This window comes from Limnohabitans sp. DCL3 (assembly GCF_048019295.1).
Classification (GTDB): Bacteria; Pseudomonadota; Gammaproteobacteria; order Burkholderiales; family Burkholderiaceae_C; genus Limnohabitans_A.
This window is the reverse complement of sequence record NZ_CP171842.1, coordinates 37,218-63,361: the sequence shown is the minus strand read 5'-3', so window position 1 is coordinate 63,361 and position 26,144 is coordinate 37,218. Positions and strand designations below refer to the sequence as shown.

The 26,144-nt window shown below is 61.5% G+C and carries 27 protein-coding genes and 1 pseudogene; 13 read left to right on the top strand and 15 right to left on the bottom strand.

Annotated features, from left to right (window positions below; translation table 11 throughout):
• Positions 1–29: 29 nt before the first annotated feature.
• The 3 genes from uvrA (at position 30) to ACHEXK_RS00325 (ending at position 4,100) form a co-directional block, all read left to right on the top strand.
• On the top strand, positions 30–2,933 hold the full coding sequence (gene uvrA / locus ACHEXK_RS00335) for an excinuclease ABC subunit UvrA (protein ID WP_416547286.1): 2,904 nt from the start codon (positions 30–32) through the stop codon (positions 2,931–2,933).
• Positions 2,934–2,986: 53 nt separating this feature from the next.
• Positions 2,987–3,385, top strand: a complete 399-nt coding sequence (locus ACHEXK_RS00330; RefSeq protein ID WP_416547285.1) for a glutaredoxin family protein — start codon at positions 2,987–2,989, stop codon at positions 3,383–3,385.
• Between the two features lie 67 nt (positions 3,386–3,452).
• Positions 3,453–4,100 carry a CYTH domain-containing protein gene (locus tag ACHEXK_RS00325; protein WP_416547284.1) on the top strand — a complete coding sequence of 216 codons (648 nt, stop codon included), beginning with the start codon at positions 3,453–3,455 and terminating at the stop codon, positions 4,098–4,100.
• On the opposite strand, the pseudogene ACHEXK_RS00320 reads toward ACHEXK_RS00325, so the two are convergent.
• The 3 genes and pseudogenes from ACHEXK_RS00320 to ACHEXK_RS00310 form a co-directional block, all read right to left on the bottom strand.
• A pseudogene (locus ACHEXK_RS00320) lies at positions 4,084–4,215 on the bottom strand (type II toxin-antitoxin system YoeB family toxin); the annotation flags it as partial. The gene ACHEXK_RS00325 and the pseudogene ACHEXK_RS00320 sit on opposite strands and share 17 nt — an antisense overlap.
• Before the next feature lie 52 nt (positions 4,216–4,267).
• Positions 4,268–4,675 (bottom strand): PaaI family thioesterase, encoded by a 408-nt coding sequence (locus tag ACHEXK_RS00315; protein WP_416547283.1) that lies wholly within the window; start codon positions 4,673–4,675, stop codon positions 4,268–4,270.
• Entirely contained in the window at positions 4,672–5,031 is a 360-nt protein-coding gene (locus ACHEXK_RS00310) for a MerR family transcriptional regulator (protein WP_416547282.1), read from the bottom strand. Before ACHEXK_RS00310 ends, ACHEXK_RS00315 begins: the two co-directional genes overlap by 4 nt.
• Before the next feature lie 142 nt (positions 5,032–5,173).
• Here ACHEXK_RS00310 and ACHEXK_RS00305 point away from each other — a divergent pair, with 142 nt between their 5' ends.
• Positions 5,174–6,349 (top strand): serine hydrolase domain-containing protein, encoded by a 1,176-nt coding sequence (locus tag ACHEXK_RS00305; protein ID WP_416547281.1) that lies wholly within the window; start codon positions 5,174–5,176, stop codon positions 6,347–6,349.
• Positions 6,350–6,377: 28 nt separating this feature from the next.
• The gene (locus ACHEXK_RS00300; protein ID WP_416547280.1) at positions 6,378–8,000 is read left to right on the top strand and encodes a long-chain-fatty-acid--CoA ligase; all 1,623 of its coding nucleotides are present in this window, start codon (positions 6,378–6,380) and stop codon (positions 7,998–8,000) included.
• A 14-nt stretch (positions 8,001–8,014) separates the two neighbouring features.
• Here ACHEXK_RS00300 and ACHEXK_RS00295 read toward each other — a convergent pair whose 3' ends face one another.
• Positions 8,015–8,635 (bottom strand): glutathione S-transferase family protein, encoded by a 621-nt coding sequence (locus ACHEXK_RS00295; RefSeq protein WP_416547279.1) that lies wholly within the window; start codon positions 8,633–8,635, stop codon positions 8,015–8,017.
• A 221-nt stretch (positions 8,636–8,856) separates the two neighbouring features.
• Between ACHEXK_RS00295 and ACHEXK_RS00290 the strand changes: the two genes are divergently transcribed.
• Positions 8,857–10,041 carry an acyl-CoA dehydrogenase family protein gene (locus ACHEXK_RS00290; protein WP_416547278.1) on the top strand — a complete coding sequence of 395 codons (1,185 nt, stop codon included), beginning with the start codon at positions 8,857–8,859 and terminating at the stop codon, positions 10,039–10,041.
• 11 nt (positions 10,042–10,052) lie between these two features.
• Here the strand turns inward: ACHEXK_RS00290 and pyrF are convergent, their stop codons facing one another.
• Positions 10,053–10,898, bottom strand: a complete 846-nt coding sequence (gene pyrF, locus ACHEXK_RS00285; RefSeq protein WP_416547277.1) for an orotidine-5'-phosphate decarboxylase — start codon at positions 10,896–10,898, stop codon at positions 10,053–10,055.
• Between the two features lie 35 nt (positions 10,899–10,933).
• Between pyrF and ACHEXK_RS00280 the strand changes: the two genes are divergently transcribed.
• A complete protein-coding gene (locus tag ACHEXK_RS00280) occupies positions 10,934–11,818 on the top strand; it encodes a DMT family transporter (RefSeq protein WP_416547276.1) in 885 nt (294 codons plus the stop codon).
• Positions 11,819–11,827: 9 nt separating this feature from the next.
• Here the strand turns inward: ACHEXK_RS00280 and ACHEXK_RS00275 are convergent, their stop codons facing one another.
• Genes ACHEXK_RS00275 through ACHEXK_RS00260 form a run of 4 tightly spaced genes read right to left on the bottom strand, consistent with a single transcriptional unit; the run spans position 11,828 to position 14,956 of the window.
• Positions 11,828–12,691, bottom strand: a complete 864-nt coding sequence (locus ACHEXK_RS00275) for a uracil-DNA glycosylase family protein (RefSeq protein ID WP_416547275.1) — start codon at positions 12,689–12,691, stop codon at positions 11,828–11,830.
• Positions 12,692–12,699: 8 nt separating this feature from the next.
• Complete coding sequence (gene rimI, locus ACHEXK_RS00270; protein WP_416547274.1) at positions 12,700–13,197, bottom strand: ribosomal protein S18-alanine N-acetyltransferase; 498 nt, start codon at positions 13,195–13,197, stop codon at positions 12,700–12,702.
• A gap of 8 nt (positions 13,198–13,205) precedes the next feature.
• On the bottom strand, positions 13,206–13,991 hold the full coding sequence (tsaB, locus tag ACHEXK_RS00265) for a tRNA (adenosine(37)-N6)-threonylcarbamoyltransferase complex dimerization subunit type 1 TsaB (protein WP_416547273.1): 786 nt from the start codon (positions 13,989–13,991) through the stop codon (positions 13,206–13,208).
• Positions 13,988–14,956, bottom strand: a complete 969-nt coding sequence (locus ACHEXK_RS00260; protein ID WP_416547272.1) for a DMT family transporter — start codon at positions 14,954–14,956, stop codon at positions 13,988–13,990. Before ACHEXK_RS00260 ends, tsaB begins: the two co-directional genes overlap by 4 nt.
• A gap of 53 nt (positions 14,957–15,009) precedes the next feature.
• Here ACHEXK_RS00260 and dacB point away from each other — a divergent pair, with 53 nt between their 5' ends.
• From dacB to ACHEXK_RS00240, 4 genes are all read left to right on the top strand, one after another.
• Positions 15,010–16,542: a D-alanyl-D-alanine carboxypeptidase/D-alanyl-D-alanine-endopeptidase gene (dacB, locus tag ACHEXK_RS00255; protein ID WP_416547271.1), complete on the top strand. Its 1,533-nt coding sequence runs from the start codon at positions 15,010–15,012 to the stop codon at positions 16,540–16,542.
• Positions 16,539–16,793, top strand: coding sequence for a SemiSWEET transporter (locus ACHEXK_RS00250; protein WP_416547270.1), 255 nt, complete (start codon positions 16,539–16,541; stop codon positions 16,791–16,793). Before dacB ends, ACHEXK_RS00250 begins: the two co-directional genes overlap by 4 nt.
• Before the next feature lie 150 nt (positions 16,794–16,943).
• The gene (locus ACHEXK_RS00245; RefSeq protein WP_416547269.1) at positions 16,944–18,290 is read left to right on the top strand and encodes an SGNH/GDSL hydrolase family protein; all 1,347 of its coding nucleotides are present in this window, start codon (positions 16,944–16,946) and stop codon (positions 18,288–18,290) included.
• 25 nt (positions 18,291–18,315) lie between these two features.
• Positions 18,316–18,984, top strand: coding sequence for an OmpW/AlkL family protein (locus ACHEXK_RS00240; RefSeq protein WP_416547268.1), 669 nt, complete (start codon positions 18,316–18,318; stop codon positions 18,982–18,984).
• Positions 18,985–19,041: 57 nt separating this feature from the next.
• Here the strand turns inward: ACHEXK_RS00240 and ACHEXK_RS00235 are convergent, their stop codons facing one another.
• From ACHEXK_RS00235 to purE, 3 genes are read right to left on the bottom strand one after another with little or no spacing between them, the layout of a single operon-like run.
• Entirely contained in the window at positions 19,042–20,058 is a 1,017-nt protein-coding gene (locus ACHEXK_RS00235; RefSeq protein WP_416547267.1) for an L-threonylcarbamoyladenylate synthase, read from the bottom strand.
• Positions 20,059–20,066: 8 nt separating this feature from the next.
• On the bottom strand, positions 20,067–21,257 hold the full coding sequence (locus tag ACHEXK_RS00230) for a 5-(carboxyamino)imidazole ribonucleotide synthase (protein ID WP_416547266.1): 1,191 nt from the start codon (positions 21,255–21,257) through the stop codon (positions 20,067–20,069).
• A complete protein-coding gene (gene purE, locus ACHEXK_RS00225; RefSeq protein WP_416547265.1) occupies positions 21,254–21,754 on the bottom strand; it encodes a 5-(carboxyamino)imidazole ribonucleotide mutase in 501 nt (166 codons plus the stop codon). Before purE ends, ACHEXK_RS00230 begins: the two co-directional genes overlap by 4 nt.
• 81 nt (positions 21,755–21,835) lie before the next feature.
• Between purE and trxA the strand changes: the two genes are divergently transcribed.
• Complete coding sequence (gene trxA / locus ACHEXK_RS00220; RefSeq protein ID WP_416547264.1) at positions 21,836–22,789, top strand: thioredoxin; 954 nt, start codon at positions 21,836–21,838, stop codon at positions 22,787–22,789.
• A gap of 87 nt (positions 22,790–22,876) precedes the next feature.
• Here trxA and ACHEXK_RS00215 read toward each other — a convergent pair whose 3' ends face one another.
• Positions 22,877–23,398, bottom strand: coding sequence for a DUF962 domain-containing protein (locus ACHEXK_RS00215; RefSeq protein ID WP_416547263.1), 522 nt, complete (start codon positions 23,396–23,398; stop codon positions 22,877–22,879).
• A gap of 151 nt (positions 23,399–23,549) precedes the next feature.
• Here ACHEXK_RS00215 and ACHEXK_RS00210 point away from each other — a divergent pair, with 151 nt between their 5' ends.
• Positions 23,550–23,915 (top strand): hypothetical protein, encoded by a 366-nt coding sequence (locus ACHEXK_RS00210; protein ID WP_416547262.1) that lies wholly within the window; start codon positions 23,550–23,552, stop codon positions 23,913–23,915.
• A gap of 78 nt (positions 23,916–23,993) precedes the next feature.
• Here the strand turns inward: ACHEXK_RS00210 and ACHEXK_RS00205 are convergent, their stop codons facing one another.
• Together ACHEXK_RS00205 and fba are read right to left on the bottom strand one after the other, a co-directional pair.
• Positions 23,994–24,902 (bottom strand): phosphoribosylaminoimidazolesuccinocarboxamide synthase, encoded by a 909-nt coding sequence (locus tag ACHEXK_RS00205; protein ID WP_416547261.1) that lies wholly within the window; start codon positions 24,900–24,902, stop codon positions 23,994–23,996.
• Positions 24,903–24,981: 79 nt separating this feature from the next.
• On the bottom strand, positions 24,982–26,046 hold the full coding sequence (fba, locus tag ACHEXK_RS00200; RefSeq protein ID WP_416547260.1) for a class II fructose-bisphosphate aldolase: 1,065 nt from the start codon (positions 26,044–26,046) through the stop codon (positions 24,982–24,984).
• Between the last annotated feature and the right edge of the window lie 98 nt (positions 26,047–26,144).

Genomic DNA, 26,144 nt, shown 5'->3' with positions numbered 1-26,144 from the left:
CCACTGTGAAACTTGCTGACTCCCCTCTCTTGCCCGAAGAACCCGAACCCGCGCGGTATCTGGCCTCGGCGCTGCGTCAGACCCACATCAGCGTGCGCGGGGCGCGCACCCACAACCTGAAAAACATCGACCTCGACATCCCGCGCAACCAGCTGGTGGTGATCACCGGGCTGTCGGGCTCGGGCAAATCGAGCCTGGCTTTTGACACGCTGTACGCCGAAGGCCAGCGCCGCTATGTCGAAAGCCTGTCGGCCTATGCCCGGCAGTTTTTGCAGCTGATGGACAAACCCGATGTGGACCTGATCGAGGGCCTGTCGCCCGCCATCAGCATCGAGCAAAAAGCCACCAGCCACAACCCGCGCTCCACCGTGGGCACGGTCACAGAAATCCACGACTACCTGCGCCTGCTCTATGCCCGCGCGGGCACGCCTTACTGCCCCGACCACCACCTGCCTTTGCAAGCGCAGACCGTGAGCCAGATGGTGGACACCGTGTTGGCCCTGCCCGAAGACACCAAGCTGATGATCCTCGCGCCCATCGCGCGTGAAAAAAAAGGCGAGTTTGAGAAGGTGTTTGAGCAGATGCAGGCCCTGGGGTATGTGCGCTTTCGCATCAACGGCCAAACGGTGGAAGTGGAAGACCTGCCCACGCTCAAAAAAACCGAAAAACACAACATCGATGTGGTGGTAGACCGCATCAAGGTCAGGTCGGAGGAGGACGCCAAGGCCAGAGACGCCCTGCGCCAGCGCCTGGCCGAGAGCTTTGAAGCCGCGCTGCACCTGGCCGAGCACCGGGCTGTGGCGCTGGAGATGGACACCGGCAAAGAGCACCTGTTCAACGCCAAGTTCTCCTGCCCGGTGTGTGCTTATTCCATCAGCGAGCTGGAGCCGCGCCTGTTCTCGTTCAACTCGCCCATGGGCGCTTGCCCCACATGTGACGGCATCGGCAATATGGCGTTTTTTGACCCGGAGCGGGTCGTCGCCTTCCCCAGCCTGAGCCTGGCCAGTGGCGCCATCAAAGGCTGGGACCGGCGCAACGGCTTTTATTTCAGCATGCTCGAAAGCCTGGCCAAGCATTACCAGTTCGACATCGAAACGCCGTTTGAAAAACTCGCACCCATTCACCAACAGGTTTTGCTGCATGGCTCGGGCGACGAAGAGATCAAATTCAGCTACACGATGGAGTCTGGCGCTTCGCAGGGCAAAAAGGTCAGCAAGAAACACCCGTTTGAGGGGATCATCCCCAACATGACGCGGCGCTACCGCGAGACCGACTCGGCGGTGGTGCGCGAAGACCTGGCCCGCTACCGCAACATGCAGGCCTGCACCGATTGCCAAGGCACGCGCCTGCGGCGCGAAGCCCGCCATGTGCGCATTGGTGAAGGGGATCAAGCCCGCGCAATTTTCGAGATCAGCCACATCACCCTGGGTGAATCGCAGCAGTATTTTCAGGGCCTGCAGATGCATGGGGCCAAGGCCGAGATTGCCGACAAAGTGGTGCGCGAGATCGCATTGCGCTTGAAGTTTTTGAACGATGTGGGTCTGAACTACCTGAGCCTGGACCGCAGTGCCGACACCTTGTCGGGCGGCGAGTCGCAGCGCATTCGCCTGGCCAGCCAGATTGGCTCCGGGCTGACTGGCGTGATGTACGTGCTGGACGAGCCCAGCATCGGCTTGCACCAGCGCGACAACGACCGCCTGATTGGTACCCTGCAGCACCTGCGCGACATCGGCAACAGCGTGCTGGTAGTCGAGCACGACGAAGACATGATCCGCGTTGCCGACCATGTGATCGACATGGGGCCGGGCGCGGGTGTACACGGCGGGCGCGTCATGGCGCAAGGCACTTGCGCCGACATTTTGGCCGCGCCCGATTCGGTGACGGGCCAGTACATGTCGGGCCGCAAGAAGATCGAAATTCCCCAACGCCACAAGCCGGGCCAGGACTTCATCGAGATCGTTGGAGCCCGTGGCAACAACCTGAAAAACGTGAACGTGAAGTTCCCCGTCGGTTTGCTCACTTGCGTCACGGGTGTATCCGGCTCCGGCAAATCCACGCTGGTCAACGACACGCTCTACACCGCCGCCGCACACCAGATTCACCGTGCGCACGACGAAGCCGCCGCGCACGAGGAAATCAATGGCCTGGAACACTTCGACAAAGTCATCAACGTCGACCAGTCGCCGATTGGCCGCACCCCACGCAGCAACCCCGCGACCTACACGGGCCTTTTCACCCACATCCGCGAGCTGATGGCCGAAGTGCCTGCCGCACGCGAGCGCGGCTATGGTCCAGGGCGTTTCAGCTTCAACGTGACAGGTGGCCGCTGCGAAGCCTGCCAGGGCGATGGCATGGTGAAAGTGGAGATGCACTTTTTGCCCGATGTGTACGTGCCCTGCGACGTGTGCCACGGCATGCGCTACAACCGCGAAACCCTGGAAGTGCAATACAAGGGCCAAAACATCGCGCAGATTTTGAACATGACGGTAGAAGCCGCGCACCAGTTCTTCAGCGCTGTGCCCAACATCGCTCGCAAGCTGCAAACCCTGCTCGATGTGGGCCTGACCTACATCCGCCTGGGTCAAAGTGCCACCACTTTGTCGGGCGGCGAGGCTCAGCGTGTCAAACTCGCGCTGGAACTGTCCAAACGCGACACCGGCCGCACGCTCTACATCCTGGACGAACCCACCACCGGCCTGCACTTTGCCGACATCGACCTGCTGCTCAAAGTGCTGCACCAGCTGCGCGACGCGGGCAACACCATCGTCATCATCGAACACAACCTCGACGTGATCAAAACGGCCGACTGGCTGATCGACATGGGGCCAGAGGGCGGCGCGGGCGGCGGCACGGTACTGGGCGAAGGCACCCCCGAGCAACTGGCCAAAAACAAGGCGAGCTTCACCGGCCACTATTTGGCGCGATTGCTGTGATGGTGCGGCTTGCCTCTTTTTTCTCCTTCTACTTTTGAATTGTTGAGACCCTTATGAAACCCGTGATCCGTGCATTCTTCAGAACCCTGCGCATCGTGCTGGGCCCCGTCATGCTGCTCAAAGAACGCCTGACCCAACCCGCTGGCGTGCAACGCGCCCCCGCTGAGCAAGCCAAGGTGGACCAGCAATGCCAAAGCCTGGCGCTCTACCAGTTCAGCACCTGCCCGTTTTGCATCAAGGTGCGTCAAGAAATGCGCCGCTTGTCGCTGCCGATTGAAAAGCGCGATGCGCAGCACCATGCCGATCACCGCAATGATTTGCTGCAAGGCAGTGGCGCGACGAAAGTGCCTTGCCTCCAAATCACCGAAGCCAATGGCCAAACCCGTTGGCTGCAAGACTCGACCGAGATCGTGGCCTATCTGCGCGGGCGATTTGAAGGCCGTACAGCTTGAGACCTGAAGCGCCAGACCGCACGAACGGCCAACCTCTCGCCAGTAGGTCGGCACCTTCAGGCCCGGCATGCGCCACGCCCAGCAACCGCCCATGGAAACCGAACTCAAACTCAGCCTCTCTGCAGCCGATCTGCCCCGCCTGCTGGCCCACCCGCTGCTGGCCAAAGGCGCAGGCACGCAGCGCTTGCTCAACACCTATTTCGACACGCCCGACCTGGCTCTTCAGCAGCGCCGCATGGCCGTGCGTGAGCGGCTGGCGGGTGAACAGTGGCTGCTCACGGTCAAAACCGCAGGCCAAAGCCAAAACGGTCTGTCGCGCAGACAAGAATGGGAAGGCCCGACAACGCCGGGTGCGCTGCAGTTCGATGCGCTGGTCGATGACACCGCATTGGCCGCCGACCTGATGGCTTGGCGCCCTGCTTTGCGTGCGCTGTTTTGCACCGACTTTGAACGCCAGCGCTGGGTGATCGAACACGCAGGCGCCCAGATCGAAGTCGCCCTGGACCATGGCCGCATCCATGTGCCCGGCACCAACCTGAGCGAGCCGCTGCTGGAGCTGGAGCTTGAACTGCTGAGTGGCTCAGAAGCGGCCTTGCTCGCACTGGCCGACGTGCTGCACCAGACACCCCAAGGCCCTGTGACCTTGGTGCCGAGCGATGCGAGCAAAGCACAGCGGGGGATGGCCTTGTGGGCCAGGACTATCGCCACAAGTTGAACAACACTGACTGGCAATGCCCCCGACAGACAATCACGGTCAAATCCACATCGTCTACGGCATAAACCAGTCGATGAACATCACCAATGCGCCGTGACCAGTAGCCAGACAAATTGCCCAAATGGATGGAGCCAAGTGCGCTGCGTTGATTCGCCATGCTGCACAGCTTACCCTGCGACCACCGTCAGCAAAGTCTGACCGTTGGCCACCAGCTTTTCGCCTTCTGCATCCACCGCAAACAAATCGCAGCTGGTGAACACCTGCGCTTTGCCCGGCTTGACCACCCGTGCCCGGGCAATGAACTTTTGCCCCACGGCAGGGCGCAAGCAATTGACCGAATAATTGGCAGCCAGCAAATTCGGCCCCGCCACGGTACCTGCTGCGAAGCCACACGCGGTGTCGATCAAGGTGCCGATCAAACCCGCGTGCAAAAAACCTGAATACTGCCCAACTTCAGGGCGCCAGGGCATTTGGATTTCGACAAAGCCGAGTTCGGCCACGGTGACTTCGATGCCGCACCAGCGGTTGAATTCGGCCATGGCGTTGATCTTTTTCAACATATCAAGTGGGCTCATTTTGATTTCCTTTGCTTGTGTTCAAACCAGCCGATGTGGTCGATCAGCTTTTTGCGCAGGGCTTGGTGTTCGGCGATCACCTGGTCGATGTCGGCCACACGCTGGCGGATCGCCGCGATCATGTCTTGTGCCGACAACTTGCCCAATTTAAAGCGCGGCAAATACTCGGCAATGAAGGGCAGCGAGAAACCCATCTCACGCGACATGGCGATGAAGATGACGTGTTGGACGGTTTTCTCGTCGTAATCGCGGTAACCGTTGGGCAATCGCTGGCCCACGATCAAGCCCGCCGCTTCGTATCGCCGCAAGCGGTGCACCGACACCTGGGTCTTGGCAGAGAGTTCTGAAATGCGCATGAATTCAGTCTAGCAACGCTCGCACAGTGCAAAGGTTCATCCCAATGACGCATGGGCGACAAGCCCGGCAGGCGGCTGCGCCGCAGGTGATACCCCGCTGCGCCGTGCTGGTGTACAAAAGGTCCTTCTTCAGGAGCACCCGATGACCACTCACCCCGCTTTGCCCCAAGCCCACCCCGCTGACGTGGGCCTGTGCCCCGAGCGGACACAGCGCCTGATGCATGTGCTGCGCCGCGAAGTGGCCAGTGGCAGGTTGCCGGGGGCTGTGGCCATGATCGCCCGGCGTGGGCAAATTGCCTTGATGGAGGCTGTGGGCCAGCAAGACCCCGCCAAGGGCACGCCCATGCAAACCGACAGCATTTTTCGCATCTATTCCATGACCAAGCCGGTTGTGTCGGTGGCGGTGATGATGCTGGTCGAGCGTGGGTTGTTGCTTTTGAGCGATCCGGTCAGCCGCTGGCTGCCCGAGTACACCCACCAGCAAGTCGCCACGGCCAACGGGCTTGAGCCGGTCAAACAAGCGGCCACGGTGCAAGACCTGCTGCGCCACACGGCGGGGCTGACCTATGAGTTTTTGGGCACATCCCCCGTGCAGCAGCAATACGGGCACGTCAAAATCGCCTCGCGCGAACGCACCAATGCCGAGTTCTCTCAGACCTTGGCGGCCATGCCCTTGCAATTCCAGCCCGGCAGCGTATGGGCCTACAGCCGCGCCACCGATGTGCTGGGGCGATTGGTCGAGGTGGTCAGCGGACACGGGCTGGGCGCTTTCCTGCAAACCGAGATTTTTGGCCCGTTGGGCATGGTGGACACCGGCTTTGCCGTGCCGCCCGAGCAGCACCACCGCATTGCCGAGCCCTTTGCGCACGACCCCGACGGTGGCGTGCCGATGAAGGTGCTTGAACCGCGCGATGTGCCCGCCATGGAAGGCGGGGGCGGGGGCCTCATGTCGACCGCGATGGATTACGCCCGCTTTTTGCAATGCCTGCGCAACCGAGGCGAGCTCAACGGTGTGCGCTTGCTTGGCCCGCACACGGTGGACTACATGACCGCCGACCATCTGGGCGGCATCCCGGCCGATGGCACGCTGCTGCCACCGGGCCACGGCTTTGGTTTGGGCTTTGCGGTGCGCACCCATTTGGGCCTGTCGCCCGTGCCCGGCTCGGTGGGCTTGTATTACTGGGGCGGCATCGCGGGCACCACCTTCTTTGTGGATCCAGCGCTCGACATGGTCGCCATGCTGATGATTCAGGCACCCAACCAAAGAGACTACTATCGCCCCTTGTTCCGCGACCTGGTGTACGCGGCACTGCTGTAAAAAAAGTCCAAACACTGGAGACATTCGCATGCCCCACGCCGGCCTCATGATGAACCGCCCCCTGCTCATTTCGGGCATCCTCGAACACGCCGCTGCGCAGTTTGGCGACCAAGAGATCGTCTCGCGCGAGACGCATGGTCCGCTGCACCGCACCACCTACGCCGACACCGCCCAACGCGCACGCCAACTGGCCAACGCGCTGGCCCAGATGGGCCTCAAAGCAGGCAGCGCCGTCGGCTCCATCGCCTGGAACAACCACCGCCACCTGGAGGCGTATTACGCCGTCTCGGGCAGTGGCATGGTCATGCACACCTGCAACCCACGCCTGCACCCGCAACAGCTGATCTATGTGATCAACCACGCCGAAGACGAAGTGGTGCTGTTTGACGCCACCTTCGCGCCGCTGGTCAAAGGCATTGCCGCGCATTGCCCGCAAGTGCGCGCCTGGGTCTGCCTGGCTGACGCGGCCAACACGCCCAGCATCGAAGGCGTCGCCAACGTCATGAACTACGAGGGCCTGATCTCGGGCCACAGTGACACCTTCCACTGGCCTGAGTTGGATGACCAAACCGGCGCGGCGCTGTGCTACACATCGGGCACCACCGGCAACCCCAAGGGTGTGCTGTACACGCACCGTGCCATCGTGCTGGACGCCACCACCGCCTGCCTGCCCGATGTGCTGGGCTTTTCCACGCAAGAGACGGTTCTGCCCGTGGTGCCCATGTTCCACATCAACGCCTGGTGCATCCCCTACGCCGCGCTGGTGGCGGGCACCAAACTGGTTTTGCCCGGCCCCAAGCTCGACGGCGCGAGCCTGTTCGATTTGATGGAGGCCGAGCAGGTCACCATCAGCGCGGGTGTGCCCACCATCTGGATGGGCCTGATTCAGCACGTCGAGCAAAACAACTTGCGCTTTGCGCACATGAAACGCACTTGCGTAGGCGGCTCGGCCATGCCCATGGCGCTGATCGCCAAGTTCATGGACACCTACGGTGTGGAAGTGCGCCACGGCTGGGGCATGACCGAAACCACCGCAGTGGCCACCATGAGCAACTTGAGCCGTGCCGACCGCCTCAAGCCCGCCGCCGAGCAGCACGCCATCGTGGCCAAGCAAGGCAAAACCGTCTCGGGCATTGAAATCAAGATCGTCGATGAAAACGGCGTCACCTTGCCCCGCGACGGCACCTCACAAGGGGAGCTGATGGTGCGCGGCCTGTGGATTGTGGAGCGCTATTTCAAAGCCGAAAAAACCGCGCTGGTGAACGGCTGGTTCCCCACGGGCGACATCGCCACCATCGACGCGCACGGCACCATGCAAATCCGCGACCGCACCAAAGACGTCATCAAAACCGGGGGGGAGTGGATCAGCTCCATCGACCTGGAAAACGCCGCCATCGCCCACCCTGCAGTGGCCATGGCCGCCGTCATTGGTGTCAAGCACCCCAAGTGGGACGAACGCCCGCTGCTGTTCATCGTGCGCAAGCCGGGACAGGCGCTGGAGAAACAAGAGATCCTCGACTTCCTCACCACCCAGGTGGCCAAGTGGTGGGTGCCCGACGATGTGGTCTTTCTCGAATCCCTGCCCGTGGGCGGCACTGGCAAGGTTCAGAAAAACGAGCTGCGCAAAGCGTACGGCGGCGTGTTCAGCTGATCCACCTCAGCCCATCAAACTTTGGCGCTGGGCCGCTCGTTCATCCGGTCGCGCCAAGCTTGCAAGGCGTTCATGCCCTCGTCGCCGGGCACGAATTTCATCAGGCCACGTGCAAACTCCATCGCACAAAACGCGGTGATGTCGGCGATGGTGAAGCGCTCGCCCGCGAACCAGGGCTGGCTTTGCAGGCGCTGGTCAAAACCCCGCGCCACATCCCGCACCTTCTCGGCCTGTGAGCGGCCAAACTCGGGGAACTGGGGCTTCTCCAAAGCCGCCAAGCCCGGGTGACTGTGCCGAATCGCGTTGGCGATGCCGCCCAGCAAATACAGCTCCACCTGTCGGTCGGCCATCTCAATGAAGCCGCGCTCGTCACCGTCCACACCCATCAGGTTGGGCTCAGGAAAGCGGCCTTCGAGCAAGGTGCAGATCGCCCGCGTCTCGGTGATCACGCGGCCGTCATCCAGCTCCAGCGCGGGCACTTTGGCCAGCGGGCTTTTGGCCAGGTATTCGGGCTGGCGGTGCTCGCCACCGTTCAGGTCCATGTTCACCATCTCAATGCCCGTGATGTTTTTCTCGACCAAAAACATCAGCACCCGTCGGGGGCTGGGGGCGCGGTGGGCGGTGTAAAGCTTCATGGTTTTCCTTTTGCGGGCAGGGGCATGGCCAAGTCTTTTGCCCGTGCTTTGCAGCGTAGCATTCACCAGATCTTGAGCGTGCCGCCCAGATGACAGGCGGCTTCGGGCTTCGAGAAAAGACACCCGTGCGACAGCAAGTCGCAGGCCGGACAGGACACGCCCCGCGCAGCCTTTCCAATCTTCATCAGATACCCTGTTCAACCCTTTGAAAAACCCTGACCATGAACTTCGACATCCCACCGGACATTGCGGCCCTGCGCGAGCGCACGCGGCAGTTCATTGCCGAACAAGTGATCCCACTGGAGGGCGACCCGCGCCACGGCCTGCACGGCCCGTCCGAAGATCTGCGTCGGGAACTGGTGAGTCGCGCACGCGCTGCAGGCTTGCTCACTCCGCACGCCTCCTTGGAGATGGGCGGCCTGGGCTTGAACCACATCGCCAAAGCGGTGGTGTTTGAAGAAGCCGGTTATTCCAACCTCGGGCCCACGGCACTGAACATCCACGCCCCCGACGAAGGCAACATCCACCTCATGGAAGAAGTGGCCACTGCGGCGCAGAAAGAGCGCTGGCTGCGCCCACAGGTGGCAGGCCGCACGCGCTCGTGCTTTGCCATGACCGAACCCGACCCTGGCGCGGGCGCTGACCCATCGATGCTCAAAACCACCGCTGTGCAAGAGGGCGACGACTACCTGATCAACGGCCTCAAATGGTTCATCACCGGTGCGGACGGCGCAGATTACGCCATCGTCATGGCCCGCATGGAAGACGGCACGGCCACCATGTTTTTGACCGACATGGACAAAGCGGGCATCACGCTCGAGCGCAGCATGGACGCGATGGACAACTGCTTCACAGGTGGTCACGGCGTGCTGCGCTTTGACAATGTGCGTGTGCCTGCCAGCGATGTGCTGGGCGAAGTGGGTCAGGGCTTTCGTTATGCGCAGGTGCGCTTGGCGCCTGCCCGCTTGACACACTGCATGCGCTGGCTGGGGCAGGCCCGCCGCGCACACGACATGGCACTGGCCTACGCCAGCCGCCGCCACGCCTTTGGCAAACCACTGGCCGAACACGAAGGCGTAGGTTTCATGCTGGCCGACAACGACATCGACCTGCACACCGCCCGCCTGCACATCTGGCACACCGCCTGGCTGCTGGACCAAGGCCACAAAGGCGGCTTCGAATCGAGCCGGGCCAAAGTGGCCTGCTCCGAAGCCGAGTGGCGTGTGGTGGACCGTTGCGTGCAAATTTTGGGTGGCCAAGGCGTGACCTCCGAGACGCCTGTGATGCGCATTTTCATGGACATGCGGGCCTTCCGAATTTATGACGGCCCGAGCGAAGTCCACCGCTGGAGCATGGCGCGCAAGTTGGTGTACAAGGCGCAGCAAGCGGCGCAGGCAAAGCCCTGAGCCGCCAAGCTTCAAGCGGCCTTGGCCGCTTCCAGCGTGTCCCGCGTCTGCATGGCGACTTTCCGGGCGGCTTGTTCAAAATCGTCGCCGCTCGAAGCGTACAGCACCGCACGCGATGAGTTGACGATGATCGATCCTGCGCTGCTGCCGTCGGCGTTGGCACGCCAACCGGCCTTCACGGTGGCGACCGCGTCGCCGCCTTGTGCGCCCACGCCGGGGATCAGCAAGGGCACTGTGGGGGCGAGTTCGCGCACGCGCTCGATCTCGGCTGGGTAAGTCGCGCCGACCACCAGACCCAGTTGACCATTCAGGTTCCAAGGGCCTTGGGCCAATTGGGCAATGTGTTCGTACAAACGGGGTTGGCCTTCGACCGAGGCCAGGCGCTGGTTTTGCAAATCGTCACCGCCAGGGTTGGAGGTGCGGCACAACAAAAAGGCGCCTTTGCCGTGGTACTTCAGGTAGGGGGCCACAGAGTCCCAGCCCATGAAGGGCGACAGGGTCACGGCATCGGCACCGTAGCGCTCGAAAGCTTCTTTGGCGTACTGCTCGGCGGTGCTGCCGATGTCGCCACGCTTGGCGTCCAGAATGATCGGCACATGCGGGGCCACGCGGCGCATGTGTTCCATCAGGCGCTCCAACTGGCCTTCGGCGCGGTGCGCGGCGAAGTAGGCGATTTGGGGTTTGAAGCTGCTGACCAGGTCGGCTGTGGCGTCGACGATGCGGGCACAAAAGTCGTAGATCTTGTTGGCGTCGCCCTTGTAGGCGGCAGGGAACTTGGTGGGTTCCGGGTCCAGGCCCACGCAAAGCATGGAGCCGTTTTGGCGCTCGGCGGCGCGCAGCATGTCGAGGAAGGTCATGGGATGGGATTTTACGGCCCGATAAGATGCACCCCATGCACAAACTCTCTCCCCGCCAATGGACCCTCTTGGTTTTGCTCACCGTGGTCTGGGGCATCAACTGGCCGGTCATGAAAATGGGGGTCACGGGCTTTCCGCCCTTGACCTTTCGGGCCATGTGCCTGTGGCTGGGCACGCCGGTGTTGGGGCTGGCTTTGCTGGCCATGAAGGTGCCGTTTCGCATTCCGCGTGCGCATTGGCGCGAGTTGCTGGTGTTGGCGGTGTTCAACATGTTCATCTGGCACGCGCTGATCATCATCGCGGTGCAATCGCTGTCGAGCGGTCGGGCGGCGATTTTGGGTTACACCATGCCCATGTTTTCAGCCTTGCTCGGCGCCTGGGTGTTTGGCGACCAGTTGGCCAAACGCTCTTGGGCCGGGGTGGCCGCCGCCAGTCTGGGGGTGGTGCTTTTGCTCTGGCATGAGTTGTCCAACCTGAGCGGCAGGCCCACCGGGGTCTTGCTGGCCTTGGTGGCGGCCAGCACCTGGGCGCTGGGCACGCAAATGTTGCGCCGAACCCAGATGCCGATTCCCACCTTGGCCCTCTCGTTTTGGATGACCCTGATGACCACCGGGGTGATCAGCGTATTGGCCGTGGTGCTCGAGAGCGAGCGCTGGGTGGCCCCGTCACCCTCCAACTGGTTTGCCATCGGCTTCAATGCCGTATTGGTGTTTGGCTTTGCGCACGCCGCTTGGTTTTACCTGGCGCGCAGCTTGCCCCCCGTGGCATCCACATTGAGCGTGATGCTGATCCCGGTGCTGGGCGTGTTCAGTGGGGCGGTCTGGTTGGGCGAGGTGCTGCACTGGCAAGACTGGGCAGCGGTAGGCTTGATGATGCTGTCGATCGCTGCGGTACTTTGGCCCAAACGCAGCGTGGCTTGAGGCCGTGGGTTAACCCTTGGCGGTCTTGAGCGCCAACACCAAGTCTGCCCACGCTTTGGCCTTGTCAGGCAGGTTGCGCAGCAGCGCATCGGGGTGGTAGGTGGCCACCACGGGCACGCCTTGGTAGCGGTGGATTTGTCCACGCAATTTGCCCAATGGCTCGTTCGATTGCAGCACCGACTGGATGGAAAACCGCCCCATCACCACCATGACTTTGGGCTGCACGAGAGCCACCTGCCGCGCCAAATACGGCTCGCATGTGGCCAGCTCTTGCGCGCTGGGGTTGCGGCCACCGGGCAGGCGGCATTTGAGGCTGCTGGTGATGTAGACACCCCCTTCGCCCTTTGCCTCGCGGCTCAAACCGACCGCTTTGAGCATGTTGTCGAGCAACTGCTTGGCTTGACCGACAAACGGCTCGCCATGCTGGCCCTCGGCTTCGACCTGCGGGTCACCCACGACCAGCCAATCGGCCTGCACATCACCCACACCGAACACGGCTTGTTGGCGGTTCGCGCACAAATCACAGGCTTGACATGTGGCCACCGCGCTTTGCAAGGTCGCCCAATCCATCTGGCCCACCCCCTCGGCCAAGGGCTTGCCCACCAGCACTTCGGTCACAGCCATGGGCGCAACAGCAGACTTGGGGGCTGGGGCCGCAGGCCGTGAAACCGGCGATGCGGCGGGGGCCAACCCCGTGGGAGCAGACGCAGGCAGGGCCACATCAGACGAAGCGGCAAGCACCGGGGCTAGTGGCTGAGCTTGAGCCTGAGTCTGTTCGTCGGCGAGGCGCTGCGGCCACCACACGCGCACGCCCATTTCGGCCAGCATGGCGCGTTGGCGGTCGTCCAGGTCGAATCGGGTGGGGTCGCTCATGTTCAGGCTCACAGTTTCAAACTCATCACCACCGCATGTTCTCGCTGCTGGCGGCCTGCAGGATAGTAATCCTTGCGGACACTGATCTGTTTGAAGCCATAGCGCTCGTAGACCTTCAGTGCCCGCAGATTGCTTTGGCGTACCTCCAGCCACAACCACTGCGCGCCTGCATGGCGCGACATCAGCGACAAGGCGTCCAGCATCATGTGGCCCCAGCCTTGGCCTTGGTGCGCAGGCGCCACGGTGATGTTGAGCAAATGCATCTCTTCAAAGCCGTGCATGGCCAGAAAATAGCCCAGCAATTCGCCATCCAGCCACAGACATTGGGCATCGAACAGCGGGTTGAGGGAGTCGCGGAAATTGCCGCGCGTCCAGGGGTGGCTGTAGGCGGTCTGCTCGATGGCGATCACCGCGTCCAAGTCGTCCTGCGTCATCGGGGCCAGCGTGACGCGGTTGCGCGTGGCTTCCGACGGCTGAGTGCCTTCGTCAGCTGAAGCAGGCTTCATGGACAGACTCATGGCTGCGCTGCGGCCTTGTCCAGGGCGGCCTTGGCCTTCATGGCCTCGCGCTCGGCGGTGGTGTGGGCCACCTTGTCGCGGATATAAAGCGGCATGGCCTGCTCGGCCGGCACAGCCAGGCCTTGCGCCCACAAGGCCGGCGCCAAGCGCAGCAATGCAGCCGCAGTGGGCAAGGCCTCGCAGCGCCAGCCCCCCGGCACCGCCTGGGGCAATCGCTCGCCATACGCGGCAAAGGCATTGCCTGCTTGCAGCACCGGGAGGTGATTGGGCCACTGGAGTTTTTCGGGGGCACCGACCTGCAAGGGCGCGGCTTCTTGCCAATGCCCGTGGCTTGCGCCCGGCACGGGCTCCCAGCGATAAGCGGCGCTGTAGACCTCGTCCATGCGGGCGTCCAACAGCGCCAGCACGGTGAGCTCGACATCGTTGGCAATGACCCCGGCTTGCACTTGCGTCCAACGCGCTTCTTCGGCCACAGCCAGCAAAGTGTCCACAGGCAAAACCGGCAAATTCGCACCAAAGGCCAAGCCCTGCGCCACAGCACACGCGGTGCGCAAACCCGTGAACGAGCCTGGACCCCGACCCAACACGATGGCGTCCAGCGAGTTCAACGGCATGTCGGCCTCGGCCAGCATGGCCAGCACCGCCGGAATCAAACCGCTGGAAGCTTGTGCCCCCCCTGGCAAGGTCTGCGTCCAGACTTGGTCGCCGCGTGCCACGGCCAATGACAGCACATCGGTGCTGGTGTCAAAAGCCAACCAGCGATGCTCAGAGGTGACGGTCATGCTTGGCCTCCCGCAGGGATCACTGGTTTGGGGGCCTGCCGAACGCCAAACAAAATACCGCTGGTCACCAGCGCCAGACCGGCCAACAAATTCCAGTGCAGGGGCTCGCCCAGAAACCACACCGCGCCCAAGGCCGACAGGCCTGGCACCAGCGCCGTGATCATGGTCGAACGCACCGGGCCGTAATGGCGCACCATCTGCGTGAAGGTGATGCCCGAGATGACCACAGAGCCCACACCTTGAAACACCGCTTGGAACACAATTTCGGTCCAAGGCACCTGCATCAAGTGGCTGGGCACAATGCCCAGCCCCACCAAACCCAAATAAACCGGGACAAAAGTCACGAAAGCAAATGCGGTGATGGCCATGGTGGCACGGACCGCATCCAAACCATGGCGACGCACGGTGACGCTGTAGCCCGCCCAACAACAAGCGGCGGTCATGAACAACAAGTCGCCCTTCCAAACCTCTCCGCCGTCAAAAGCCATGAGCAAGCTGGCGCCGCCCACCAACACGTCACCCAACACAATAAAACCCAGCCCCAGAGCGCGCGCCGAGGAGACTTTTTCACGCAAAACCAACCAAGCCAGCAGCGTGGTCCAAAGGGGCAGACTGCCGGGCAACAAGACCGAAGCATGGGAAGCGGGGGCAAAAAAGAAACCGTTGTAAGCCAAGACGGCGTACAACAATCCGCCCAAAAAACCCGCCTGCAAGGTCGGCGCCAAAGGCAAAGGCGACAGACCCCCCAAAGAGCCGACCGCTTGGCCCGCAAGACGCGCCGGCCGCATCCACCACCAAGCCCAAGGGAGCAAAACAGCGCTGGCGCCCAAAATGCGGGCGAGCGCGATGTCCAAGGGCAGCAAGCCCCGAGAGGCCGAAGCTCGCGCAATGACAATGAAACCCGTCCAGATGAACACCGTGATGACCGCAGAAGCCAGGCCCACGGTTTTTGAAGAAAATCGCATGGACTGAATCATACGGGTCTGCAGCACCAGAGTCTGGCCGTTAGACTCACCGAATGACATTGACCCGCGCCTTGCGCCCCCCGTTCAAGACCGTGTTCGCCCCTGCGCTCCTCGCCCTGATCTGGGCCATTGCGGCCACAAGGACGGCCAGCGCCGAAACCCTGCCCGCCGAGGTTTTGAAAACCCTGCGGCAAGCGCAAGTCCCCGCATCGGCCTTGAGCGTGCTGATCACCCCTTTGCCAGACCATGCGCGCAACCCGGGTAACGCACAACCGCCCGCCAAAACGACACAGCTCAGCCATCGCCCGCGCCAGTTGTCGCACCAAGCCAACGCCAGTGTGAACCCGGCTTCGGTCATGAAACTCTTCACCACCTATGCCGGGCTGAGCCTGCTGGGCCCGGAGCATGTCTGGCGCAACCGGATCTATACCGATGGCCCCTTGCGTGACGGCGTGTTGCAGGGCCATCTGATCGTGCGCGGCAGTGGCGACCCCAAACTGGTCGTCGAGCGCCTGCAAGACCTGCTGACCCAGGTCCAGGCTGCAGGCGTTCGCGAGGTGCGCGGAGACATCGTGCTCGACCGCAGTGTGTTTGACGTGCGCGAGCGCAGCGAACCTTTTGACGACGAGCCCCTGCGCCCCTACAACGTGTCGCCCGACGGCTTGCTGCTGAACTTCAAGGCTGTGGTCTACAAATTCACCCCCGATAGCACGAGCGGGCAAGTGCAAGTGCGCTTTGAACCGCCCTTGGCGGGTTTGGCCGTGCCCACCTCATTGCCCATGACGAGCGCCCCTTGCAGCGACTGGCGACGGCAACTGCAAGCCGACTTCAGCCAACCCTTGCACGTGCGCTTTGCAGGCAGCTACCCCTCACGCTGCGGAGAGCGCGAATGGCCCGTCGCTTACCCCGAACCAGAAGCCTATGCGCCGCGTGTCATTCGCGCCTTGTGGCTGAGCGCGGGCGGACAACTCACCGGGCAAGTCCGTTACGGCGCGCCCTCGGCCTCGGCTCGGCTGCTGCTGGAGGCGACATCTTTGCCACTGTCCGAAATCATTCAGGACATCAACAAGTTTTCCAACAATGTGATGGCCCAGCAGCTTTACCTGACCCTGTCGAGTGAGCTGGGTGCGCCTGGTCGCTTCGAGGCCTCGCGCGTGCGCTTGTCGCAGTGGTGGCGCAACGGATTTGCCGAACAAGATGCGCCAGTGATGGACAACGGGTCAGGACTGTCCCGCCAGGAGCGCAGCACGGCTCGCGCCTTGACCGCCCTGCTGCAAGCAGCCAGCACCGGCCCGCACGCCCAACACTTTGCCAACTCCTTGTCGTTGGCGGGCATCGACGGCACCACCGCCCGACTCAAAGAGCGCAACCCACAATCCCCGGTCATCGCAAACGCCTGGCTCAAAACCGGCTCGCTGCGTGACGTGGCCTCTGTCGCCGGCTATGTACAAGGCCAAAGCGGACACGGCTACACGCTGGTGGCCATCTTGAACCACCCCAACGCCCCACAAGCCCGAGCGGCTCTTGACCAACTCCTCGAATGGACCGTGCGCGACACCCCCTCGCCCAAGGCCAACACACCATGAACTTGATCGACTGGGTCGGCTCTTTGGCCGCCATCCTGACCACCGCCAGTTTTGTGCCCCAAGCTTGGCAAACTTTTCGCACCCGCGATGTCAGCGGTATTTCGCTCAGCATGTACAGCTTATTCACTCTGGGCGTCACGCTCTGGCTGGTCTACGGCATCTTGCTGGTGGCCTGGCCCATCATCATCGCCAACAGCATCACCACCAGCTTGGCGCTGATGATTTTGGTGATGAAGCTGCGATATCGTTGAATTTTTTATTGAAATCTCCAAAAACATCGGTGTATACCCCAAGAACCAGTCTGATCCTTCACTTATAGGATGCAGAAAAGAACAGGTGTTCTTTTTTTATCTTGGAGACGACAGATGCGGCAAAAAAATAAATGGCTACTCACAACAAGCTTGATCGCTTCGTTGGTCCTCGGTCTGACCGGGTGTGGCGGTCAAAACGAGGCCAGCCAAACACCCAAGGTGTCTTACGCTTCGGTCGTTTCATTTGGCGACAGTTTGAGCGATCCGGGCGCTTACCGAGTCGGCCAGGTGGCACAGTTGGGTGGGGGTCTGTTCACGGTCAATGGCATCACGGGCGCCGCAGGCTCTGAGCCCGTTCCCAGCTACACATGGGCACAACTTGTCTCGGCAGCGGCCACCGGACAAGTCTCCTGCGCCGCCAGAACCGGTGGTTTCGGGGTGTCTGTGACCAACGTCACAAATTGCACCAACTATGCCCAAGGTGGCTCACGCGTGACCGATCCCAACGGAACAGGCCGTGCCAATGGGGCTTTGACAGAGCCTATCGTGACCCAAGTGGCCAATTACCTCAGTCGCAACAACGGGGTGTTCACCGGCCAAGAACTGGTCACCGTTCAAGGCGGTGCCAATGAACTTTTCGCCCAAGCTGGCATCCTCACTGACGCGGCAACGTCTGCCGGAAATACGGCAGGTAGCACCACGTTCACCAACACCTTGATCACACTCTTGGCCCAAAACGCGACCAACCCCAGCGCTGCAGCCCAGGCCATTGGACTGGCCATGCAGCAGGCTGCGCTCCAGAATGGCAGCACACAAACTACGATTGTCAGTGCGGCCGTGTTGGCGGCTGCATCACAACCTGGCAATTCGACCGATCCCAATTCATACAACGCCGCGATCGTGTCCGCAACGAACGCAGCGACCACTGCTGGCAATTTGGCGGCAGCACAATACATCGCCAACACCGGCGCACCCAACGCCATCACAGCCATGGTCACTGCCGCTGCACAATTGAGCGCCAGTGTCAACAACATGATCAGCCTGGGCGCCAAACGGGTGGTGGTGACCAATTTGCCCGATGTGAGCTTGACGCCCTATGCGCTGAGCACGATCAACGGCGCGGACAACTCCACGCAGCAGCTCGTGCTGGCCATGACCATGGCATTCAACGAACGGTTGAGGGCGGATTTGGCAAACTTGCCCAAAGTTCTTTTTATCGATGTATTCACCGAAAATAGACGCCAAATTGCCGATCCAACCCAATTTGGTTTGAGCAATGTCACCGGTATGGCTTGCAATTTGGATTACCCAAACAACTTGTTTGCCACCCAAGGCGTTGCGGGCAGTGGCAGCTCATTGGTTTGCAACACCAACAACCTGATTGCTGGGAACACCTCGCGCTACTTGTTTGCGGACAGTGTGCACCCCACACCCTACGGGCACAAACTGCTGGCCCAGCTGGTCACCAAAGAATTGATCTTGGCCGGCTGGCTGTAACCCTGTACCGCACGGAGAACCCATCATGAATACACGTTTGAAAATCACTGCCGCAGCGGTCTTGCTTGTCGCGCATTGGCAGGTCCATGCGCAATCTGCCGGCACCCGACTGATTCGCTTTGGGGTCACCCAAATTTCCCCTCAAGTGACCAGTGGTGTGATGTCAGCCCCCAGTTTTACGAACACCCAAACGGACGTCGGCAAAGACACCCAGCTCAGTGGCGGCATCACTTACATGTACACCGACAACATGTCTTTCGACATTCCGGTGGCACTTCCTTTCACGCACAAGCTCTACGGGGCGGGTGCCTTGGCGGGCGCCGGTCAATTGGGCAGCGTCAAAGCCTTACCGTTCACGGTCTTTGGGCAATACAGGTTCAACCAAGCCAATTCCACATTCAGGCCCTATATGGGCTTAGGGATCACCTACGCGTATTTTTTCGATGAGAAAGGCTCCAGCGCCCTGACCGCCACCACCAACCCAGGAGGGTCGCCCACCACCTTGCATGTGGAGTCCAAACTGGCACTGACGCCTCAAATAGGCTTCACCTATGTCCTGAATGAAAAATGGGTGCTCGACACGTCATTGAGCAAAACGCTGCTGAAGAACCGCACTTCGTTCTCTACTGGGCAAACGATCGATACCACCCTGGACCCTATTTCTTTCAGTCTGGGTATCGGCATGCGTTTTTAATCGCCCGTCTGTGGGCCGGTGAAACACCCACGCTCAGGGGTGTTGCACAGCGGCGTTTCACGCCGCAGCGCGCTGCAACCTGTCCCGCACGCCTTCCCAATCAGGGGTGTCGGGCGGCAGCTGCACCCAAATCTGGCTCACCCCACGGGCGTCCAAGTCGCGCAGCACGCTGAACACATCGTGCGCGGCTTGCTCGGCCGTGTTGGCTTGCTGGCGCCACAACACCCCAGCGCCCAGGCCTGAGCCCATGGCCTGCTCGCTCGCAGGGGGCTCGGCTGACCACACACCCAGGTTGTTGGCGTGCGGCCCCAGGGCTTGCAATTGATGGGCGATGTCCGCCGCAGACATCAAACGCACCTTGGCGCGCGGCGCGTAATGGGACTCAAGGGTACCCGAGGCACGGGGCGCGGGCTGACCCAACACCGCTTGCGGAGCATCCTTGTCCAGCACAGCACAGCCGTAAACAGATTCAATTTGAGCCCGCGTGATTTGCCCTGGGCGCAGCAAAACAGGCGCGCCACGGGTGCAGTCGATGATGGTCGACTCGATGCCGACCGCGCAGTCGCCACCGTCCAAAATCAACAAGTCAGGGCCCAACTCGGACTGCACATGCGCCGCACGGGTGGGGCTCACGCGGCCAAAACGGTTGGCACTGGGGGCCGAAACACCCGGAACACCGAGGGCCAGGCAGGACTGCAGCAAGGTTTGCGCAACCGGGTGCGAGGGGCAGCGCAGACCGATGGAGTCTTGCCCGCCTGTTGAAGTGTTGGCCACACCCGGCTGGCGCGGCAAGATCAAGGTGAGTGGCCCGGGCCAAAAGGCGGCCATCAAAGCCTGCGCAAACTCGGGCACCTGCGCCGCAAACAAAGACACCTGGTCCACACTGGCCACATGCACGATGAGTGGGTGGTCGGCCGGGCGTCCTTTGGCCACAAAAATTTGCGCCACCGCCGCATCGTCACACGCATTGGCGGCCAACCCATACACCGTCTCGGTGGGCAGGCCGACCAACTGGCCGTCACGCAGCGCTTGCGCCGCCTGGGCAATCGTCGCCTCATTGGCACTCAGGATCATGGCGGTCTTTAAAACGCGTCGATGCCGAGCAAAGCCGCCGCTTGCAAGGCGGTGGCGCGCACGGCCTCAGGCGTGGCACCCGTGATGTTCAAGTGCCCCATCTTGCGGCCGGGGCGTGCTGACAACTTGCCATACAGGTGCAAGTGCGTGCCCGGCAGCGCCAGCACCTGGGCCCATTCGGGACTGGTCGGGCCTTTGCCTGTGGGCGTCACCTCGGGCCACAAATCGCCCAACAAATTGAGCATGATGGCGCTCGAATGCTGGCGCGGCTGCGTGAGCGGTAAACCCGCCAGCGTGCGCACCTGCAGCTCAAACTGCGACTGATCGCAGGCGTTCAGGGTGTAGTGGCCGCTGTTGTGCGGGCGAGGTGCCATCTCATTCACGACCAGTTGGCCGCCTTCGAGCACGAAAAACTCGACGCACAGCACGCCCACATAGTGCAGGCCTTCGGCAATGGCGCGGGTCGCGGCCACGGCTTGGGCGGCCACATCGGACGGCACGGCACCCTCGTACACGCTGGTCACGGCCAAGATGCCGTCGCGGTGCAGGTTCAACTGCACCGGAAAATTCACCATCTGCCCGTCGGCGCCACGCGCCACGATGACCGAGCACTCGGCCTGCAGTGGCAGCATTTTTTCGAGCACGCAGGGCACGCCCTTCAACTCGTCCCAAGCGGCGGCCAGTTCTTCGCGGGTTTTGACGCGGATCTGGCCCTTGCCGTCATAGCCCATGCGCGTTGTTTTCAAAATGCCTGGGAGCACGTCCGCTGTCACCGCGTTCAGCTGCGCGGACGTCTCGATCACGGCATGCGGCGCGACGGGCACACCGCAGCGCATAAAGTGGGATTTTTCTGCGGCCCGGTCTTGCGCAATGGCAACCGACTCTGATGCTGGGCTCACCGGGCGGTGGGCACCCAAGGTCAACAGCGCGGGCGCAGGCACGTTTTCAAATTCGGTGGTGATGGCCGCGCAGCGCTGCATCAGCTGGGCCAGCCCCTGTTCATCCAGATAGTCGGTTTGAATGTGGTGGTGGCTCACCAGTCCAGCCGGACTGGCCGCATCCGGGTCGAGCACGGCGGTGAAGTACCCCATGGCCTGCGCGGCGTGCACGAACATGCGGCCCAGCTGGCCGCCGCCCATCACGCCCAACGTGGCCATCTGGCCGTTGACCATGGACCCCGGCAAGATGGCGCGGCTCATGCGGCACCTGCGGTCGGGAGGGTCATGGCACGGGCCATGGCGGTTTGTTCAGCGCGGAAAGCTTCAAGTTTTTGGCGCATGGCCGGGTCGTTGTTGGCCAACATGGCCACAGCAAACAAAGCCGCATTGGCCGCGCCTGCCGCGCCAATGGCAAAGGTGGCCACGGGCACGCCCTTGGGCATTTGCACAATGCTGTGCAGCGAATCGACGCCCGACAAAGCCTGGGTCTGCACCGGCACGCCCAGCACGGGCACCACGGTCTTGGCCGCCAACATGCCCGGCAAGTGCGCCGCGCCGCCCGCGCCTGCGATGATGGCTTGCAAGCCACGGGCCGCAGCGCTTTCGGCATAGGCGAACATATCGTCCGGCATTCTGTGGGCCGAAACCACGCGGGCGTCGTGCGCAACGCCAAACTGTTGGAGAATCTGGACTGCGTGCTGCATGGTGTCCCAGTCGGAGCTGGAACCCATGACGACGCCGATGAGCGCTTGAGTCATTGGGTGCTTTTCGTGATCAATCTTGAATTTTACGGTTTCACCCGCTGAGGGTCTGGAACACAACCCGGAACACTGCCCGCCATGATGGACGTCACGATACAAAATTTTGAAACCGAGGTGATCGCCGCCTCCATGACCACCCCCGTCTTGGTGGACTTTTGGGCCCCTTGGTGCGGCCCTTGTAAATCGCTGGGCCCCGTTCTTGAAAAAGTTGAAACCGCTTACGAAGGCCGCTTCAAGTTGGTCAAGATCAACTCCGACGAAGAACAGCAACTGGCTCAGGCCTTTGGCATCAAAAGCATCCCCACCTGCGTGTTGCTGATGAATGGCCAGCCAGTCGATGGTTTCATGGGTGCTTTGCCGGAGGGTCAGGTCAAACAGTTTCTGGACAAACACCTGCCGGCCGAAGGCCAGCTGCAGGCACAAGCCGCCGCCCAAGAAGCCCACGAGCACCTGCAAGCGGGTGACGCGGACAGCGCCCGTGCCGCACTGGAGCAAGCCTTGGCCACCGACCCCGGCAACGACGATGCGCGTTTTGACCTGGTCAAACTGCTGATCGGACAAGGCGAATTGGCCGAAGCCTCGGCTTTGCTGGCGCCGGCCATGGCACGCATTCCCGTGCCCTTGCGTTTTGAGGCCCAAACCCAATGGCTCAAGGCCCTGGAGTTTGTGACCACCGACCCCCGCGGAGAATGGGAACTGGACCAGTTTGACGCCTTGATTGCCCAGAACAAACGCGACTTTGACGCCCGGTTTGCCAAAAGCCGTCTGCTGATCGCCATAGGCCAATGGGAATCGGCCATGGACGAATTGCTGGAAATCATCATGCGCGACAAGAAGTGGAGCGACGAAGCGCCTCGCAAAACCTTTGTGGCACTGCTGGAGCTGATGACACCCCCCAAATCCAAAACACAGGACCCCACTGGCAAATCGGCCGGCGGCATTCAACTCATGGGCAAAGCCGCGGTGCAAGAAGACCCGCACATGGCCATGATCTCCAGCTACCGGCGCAAGCTGAGCATGATGCTCAACTGAGCGCAAACCCGCTGCCAACCAGAAGCCCACTCAAGCTGCCGAGATGCAGACGCTGTGGGCTTTTTGGCCATGCTGCACCCCAGCGACTCAGCGCAAAGCGCCAGCTTGACGCTCGATGTCCATGCGCATGCGCTGCAACAGTCCCAGCGCCATGAGCACTTCGCCCACCACAAACATGGGTCCCACCAGCAGGCCCACCAGGTCGTCCACAAAAGCCGGTTTTCGCCCCTCCCAATAGTGGCCAATGAACTGCAGGACCCAGCCGATGAAAAACAGGCCCAAGCCGGCCTGCCAAACCGCCAAGCCCAGAGCATGCGCCAGCAGTGGCACCTCATGGGCGACCGCGAACAAGACGCCATTGACCAGCGTTGTGGCCACACCCAGCAACACATCGCCGCGGCTCAGATACCAAAGGCTGGTCAGCGCCCACAGGGCCCAGGCCAGCGTCAGCGTCTGACCGGCGACCGCCCAAGCCGGGCCCCGCAGCAAGACACCCATGGACAAGACAATCAGCGGGATACCGAGCAGGTGGGTGGTGATGTTGCGGCGATCGCGGTGGTAATGGGCGTACTGCACCATCAACTGCGTTGCAGATCGAAAAAGCGTCATGCCATCCTCTCGTTCTGGGGCCAAAGCGCCCCATGTCTGACTTGAAGTTACAAAAATTGACCGGTATCGGCTCGTCGACTGCTCACCAGTCGTACATTGTCGAAGTTTTCACTCTAGAATTTCAGCACTACTTTGGAATTCATTTTGAACCATGCCGCGCGCCGAACCCCTGATCACCCCAGAAGAGCTGCAATGTCTGCTCGGCGCTGCGTCGGCGCACGCCAACCGGTCTTCCCGCAGCCTGCTGGCGCAAAAGCCAGCCCTGCATTTTGGCGCTGCGCTGTGGCTGGTCAAGGGTGTTTTCCTGTATGCCCTGCTCCTGAGCCCTGAAGCCGTCACCCTCGTCGGGAGCAGTCGCTACCTGTGGCTGCGTGGCAGCTTGGAGTTGGTTTGCCTGGCCGTTTTTTGGCGCGCATCGCTGCATCCGCGTGGCCAGATGGCTGCTGGCGCGAGCACCCTGGTGGCCGCCACCACCTTGCTTTTGGATGCCATGACACTGCTGGCGCTCCCCCGCTGATTGAACCCACTCGCGCCTCAGAGCGCTGCTTGGCAGCGCCTTTTTGTACCCAGCACGGTCTGTGGGGGGCCGTCGAATTCAGGCCATCAACTTTGTCATGGCTTCTGCGTATTTGTTGGCCGTGTTCTCGATCACCTCGCGCGGCAGACGCGGTGCAGGTGGGGTCTTGTCCCACGGTTTGCCATTGATTTGAGCGGTTTCCAGCCAGTCGCGCAAAAACTGCTTGTCATAGCTGGGCGGGTTGGCCCCTTCTGCATAACTTTCGGCAGGCCAATAACGCGAGGAGTCGGGTGTCAACACTTCATCCATCAACACCAGGGTGCCGTCAGCGTCCAAGCCAAACTCGAACTTGGTGTCAGCAATGATGATGCCCTTGGTGGCCGCGATGTCGCGCGCAGCTTTGTAAAGCTGGATGCTGATGTCGCGGATGCGGGTGGCCAAATCGACACCGATCATGTCCACCGTTTGCTCAAAGGTGATGTTTTCGTCGTGCTCACCCACCGCCGCTTTGGCCGCTGGCGTGTAAATGGGCTCGGGCAAGCGGCTGGCGTTTTTCAGACCTGCAGGCAGTTGCACGCCACACACGGCCTGGTTGTCCTGGTATTCCTTCCAGCCGCTTCCGGCCAAATAACCGCGCACCACGGCTTCGACCGGAATGGGTTTCAAGCGCTTGACCAGCATGGAGCGGCCTTTGACCTGAGACACTTCGCCAGCGCTCACCACACTCTCGGGGGCCTCGCCCGTCAAATGGATGGGGCAGATGTTCAAGCCCTTGGGGCCCAATTGGTCAAACCAGAACAGCGCCATTTGCGTGAGCAACACGCCTTTTCCAGGTATGGGCTCGCCCATGATCACGTCGAAAGCGCTGATGCGGTCGGATGCCACCATCAGGATGCGGTCGTCACCCACCGCATAGTTGTCACGCACCTTGCCACGCGCCAGCAAGGGCAAGGAGGTCAGAGCCGAGGTGTGGAGTGCAGTGGTCATGGCAAACATTCAAGCGATGGCAAAAAAGAAAAAGGCCCGTTGAACAGTCAACGGGCCATTCGGGTCAATTATCGCAGGCTCAGTTCACCACTTGCGCCAGCTCGCCTCGCGCGTAACGTGCAGCCACCACCTGCAGGCTGTCGCCCTTGATTTGGGGGGCCTGGCCCTCGCATCCAAACTCCAGGTAGCGCTGTTTGCAAATTTGCTTGGCCGCTTCGCGTGCTGGTTTGAGCCATTCGCGGGCATCAAATTTATCGGGGTTCTCAAACAGGAACTTGCGGCAAGCAGCGGTCATGGCCAAACGGATGTCGGTGTCGATGTTGATCTTGCGCACACCGTGCTTGATGGCCTCTTGGATTTCCTCGACCGGGACACCGTAGGTTTCCTTCATCTGCCCCCCATATTGGTTGATCATGGCCAGCAGGTCTTGCGGCACGCTGGAGGAGCCGTGCATCACCAAATGGGTGTTGGGGATGCGCTGATGGATCTCTTTGACACGGTAAATCGCCAAAATATCACCCGTTGGTTTGCGGCTGAATTTGTAAGCACCGTGGCTGGTGCCAATGGCGATGGCCAATGCATCGAGGCCCGTGGCTTTCACAAACTGGGCCGCTTCCTCGGGGTCGGTCAGCATCTGGCTGTGGTCCAGTTTGCCTTGTGCACCAATGCCGTCTTCCTCTCCGGCTTCGCCGGTTTCCAGGTTGCCCAAACAGCCGAGTTCGCCTTCAACCGACACGCCCATCTGGTGGGCCATGTCCACCACACGGCGGGTCACATCGACGTTGTAGGTGAAGTCGGCCGGGGTCTTGCCGTCCTCCAGCAAAGAGCCGTCCATCATCACCGAGGAAAAACCGAGATCGATGGCACCTTGGCAAACCGCTGGGCTTTGACCATGGTCTTGGTGCATCACGAGCGGAATATGCGGCCACTGCTCGGTGGCGGCTTGGATCAAATGCTTGATGAAAGGCTCACCTGCATATTTGCGGGCGCCGGCGCTGGCCTGCAATATGACAGGGGCACCGACTTCGTCGGCCGCCATCATGACGGCCTGGACTTGCTCGAGGTTGTTGACGTTGAAGGCTGGAATGCCGTAGCCATTGACGGCGGCGTGGTCCAGCAGCTCGCGCATAGAAACGAGTGCCATGGTGGTGTTTTCCGGGAAGTTGAAGATTCAGGGGCGCCGAGATGTACCCGGCCCGTAACTGATCCAGATTTTATAGGTTGCGGCCTGACACAAGTCTG

What these genes read in the sequence shown, in the direction of transcription:
- ACHEXK_RS00210 (WP_416547262.1), top strand. Translation starts at nt 23,550, where the DNA reads ATGCCGCGCGCCGAACCCCTGATCACCCCAGAAGAGCTGCAATGTCTG.
- ACHEXK_RS00215 (WP_416547263.1), bottom strand. Translation starts at nt 23,398, where the DNA reads ATGACGCTTTTTCGATCTGCAACGCAGTTGATGGTGCAGTACGCCCAT.
- ACHEXK_RS00240 (WP_416547268.1), top strand. Translation starts at nt 18,316, where the DNA reads ATGAATACACGTTTGAAAATCACTGCCGCAGCGGTCTTGCTTGTCGCG.
- ACHEXK_RS00310 (WP_416547282.1), bottom strand. Translation starts at nt 5,031, where the DNA reads ATGCGCATTTCAGAACTCTCTGCCAAGACCCAGGTGTCGGTGCACCGC.
- dacB (WP_416547271.1), top strand. Translation starts at nt 15,010, where the DNA reads ATGACATTGACCCGCGCCTTGCGCCCCCCGTTCAAGACCGTGTTCGCC.
- trxA (WP_416547264.1), top strand. Translation starts at nt 21,836, where the DNA reads ATGATGGACGTCACGATACAAAATTTTGAAACCGAGGTGATCGCCGCC.
- purE (WP_416547265.1), bottom strand. Translation starts at nt 21,754, where the DNA reads ATGACTCAAGCGCTCATCGGCGTCGTCATGGGTTCCAGCTCCGACTGG.
- ACHEXK_RS00305 (WP_416547281.1), top strand. Translation starts at nt 5,174, where the DNA reads ATGACCACTCACCCCGCTTTGCCCCAAGCCCACCCCGCTGACGTGGGC.
- ACHEXK_RS00250 (WP_416547270.1), top strand. Translation starts at nt 16,539, where the DNA reads ATGAACTTGATCGACTGGGTCGGCTCTTTGGCCGCCATCCTGACCACC.
- fba (WP_416547260.1), bottom strand. Translation starts at nt 26,046, where the DNA reads ATGGCACTCGTTTCTATGCGCGAGCTGCTGGACCACGCCGCCGTCAAT.
- ACHEXK_RS00295 (WP_416547279.1), bottom strand. Translation starts at nt 8,635, where the DNA reads ATGAAGCTTTACACCGCCCACCGCGCCCCCAGCCCCCGACGGGTGCTG.
- ACHEXK_RS00235 (WP_416547267.1), bottom strand. Translation starts at nt 20,058, where the DNA reads ATGATCCTGAGTGCCAATGAGGCGACGATTGCCCAGGCGGCGCAAGCG.
- ACHEXK_RS00205 (WP_416547261.1), bottom strand. Translation starts at nt 24,902, where the DNA reads ATGACCACTGCACTCCACACCTCGGCTCTGACCTCCTTGCCCTTGCTG.
- ACHEXK_RS00330 (WP_416547285.1), top strand. Translation starts at nt 2,987, where the DNA reads ATGAAACCCGTGATCCGTGCATTCTTCAGAACCCTGCGCATCGTGCTG.
- rimI (WP_416547274.1), bottom strand. Translation starts at nt 13,197, where the DNA reads ATGAAGCCTGCTTCAGCTGACGAAGGCACTCAGCCGTCGGAAGCCACG.
- ACHEXK_RS00260 (WP_416547272.1), bottom strand. Translation starts at nt 14,956, where the DNA reads ATGCGATTTTCTTCAAAAACCGTGGGCCTGGCTTCTGCGGTCATCACG.
- ACHEXK_RS00290 (WP_416547278.1), top strand. Translation starts at nt 8,857, where the DNA reads ATGAACTTCGACATCCCACCGGACATTGCGGCCCTGCGCGAGCGCACG.
- ACHEXK_RS00280 (WP_416547276.1), top strand. Translation starts at nt 10,934, where the DNA reads ATGCACAAACTCTCTCCCCGCCAATGGACCCTCTTGGTTTTGCTCACC.
- ACHEXK_RS00230 (WP_416547266.1), bottom strand. Translation starts at nt 21,257, where the DNA reads ATGAGCCGCGCCATCTTGCCGGGGTCCATGGTCAACGGCCAGATGGCC.
- pyrF (WP_416547277.1), bottom strand. Translation starts at nt 10,898, where the DNA reads ATGACCTTCCTCGACATGCTGCGCGCCGCCGAGCGCCAAAACGGCTCC.
- ACHEXK_RS00275 (WP_416547275.1), bottom strand. Translation starts at nt 12,691, where the DNA reads ATGAGCGACCCCACCCGATTCGACCTGGACGACCGCCAACGCGCCATG.
- ACHEXK_RS00315 (WP_416547283.1), bottom strand. Translation starts at nt 4,675, where the DNA reads ATGAGCCCACTTGATATGTTGAAAAAGATCAACGCCATGGCCGAATTC.
- ACHEXK_RS00325 (WP_416547284.1), top strand. Translation starts at nt 3,453, where the DNA reads ATGCGCCACGCCCAGCAACCGCCCATGGAAACCGAACTCAAACTCAGC.
- tsaB (WP_416547273.1), bottom strand. Translation starts at nt 13,991, where the DNA reads ATGACCGTCACCTCTGAGCATCGCTGGTTGGCTTTTGACACCAGCACC.
- ACHEXK_RS00300 (WP_416547280.1), top strand. Translation starts at nt 6,378, where the DNA reads ATGCCCCACGCCGGCCTCATGATGAACCGCCCCCTGCTCATTTCGGGC.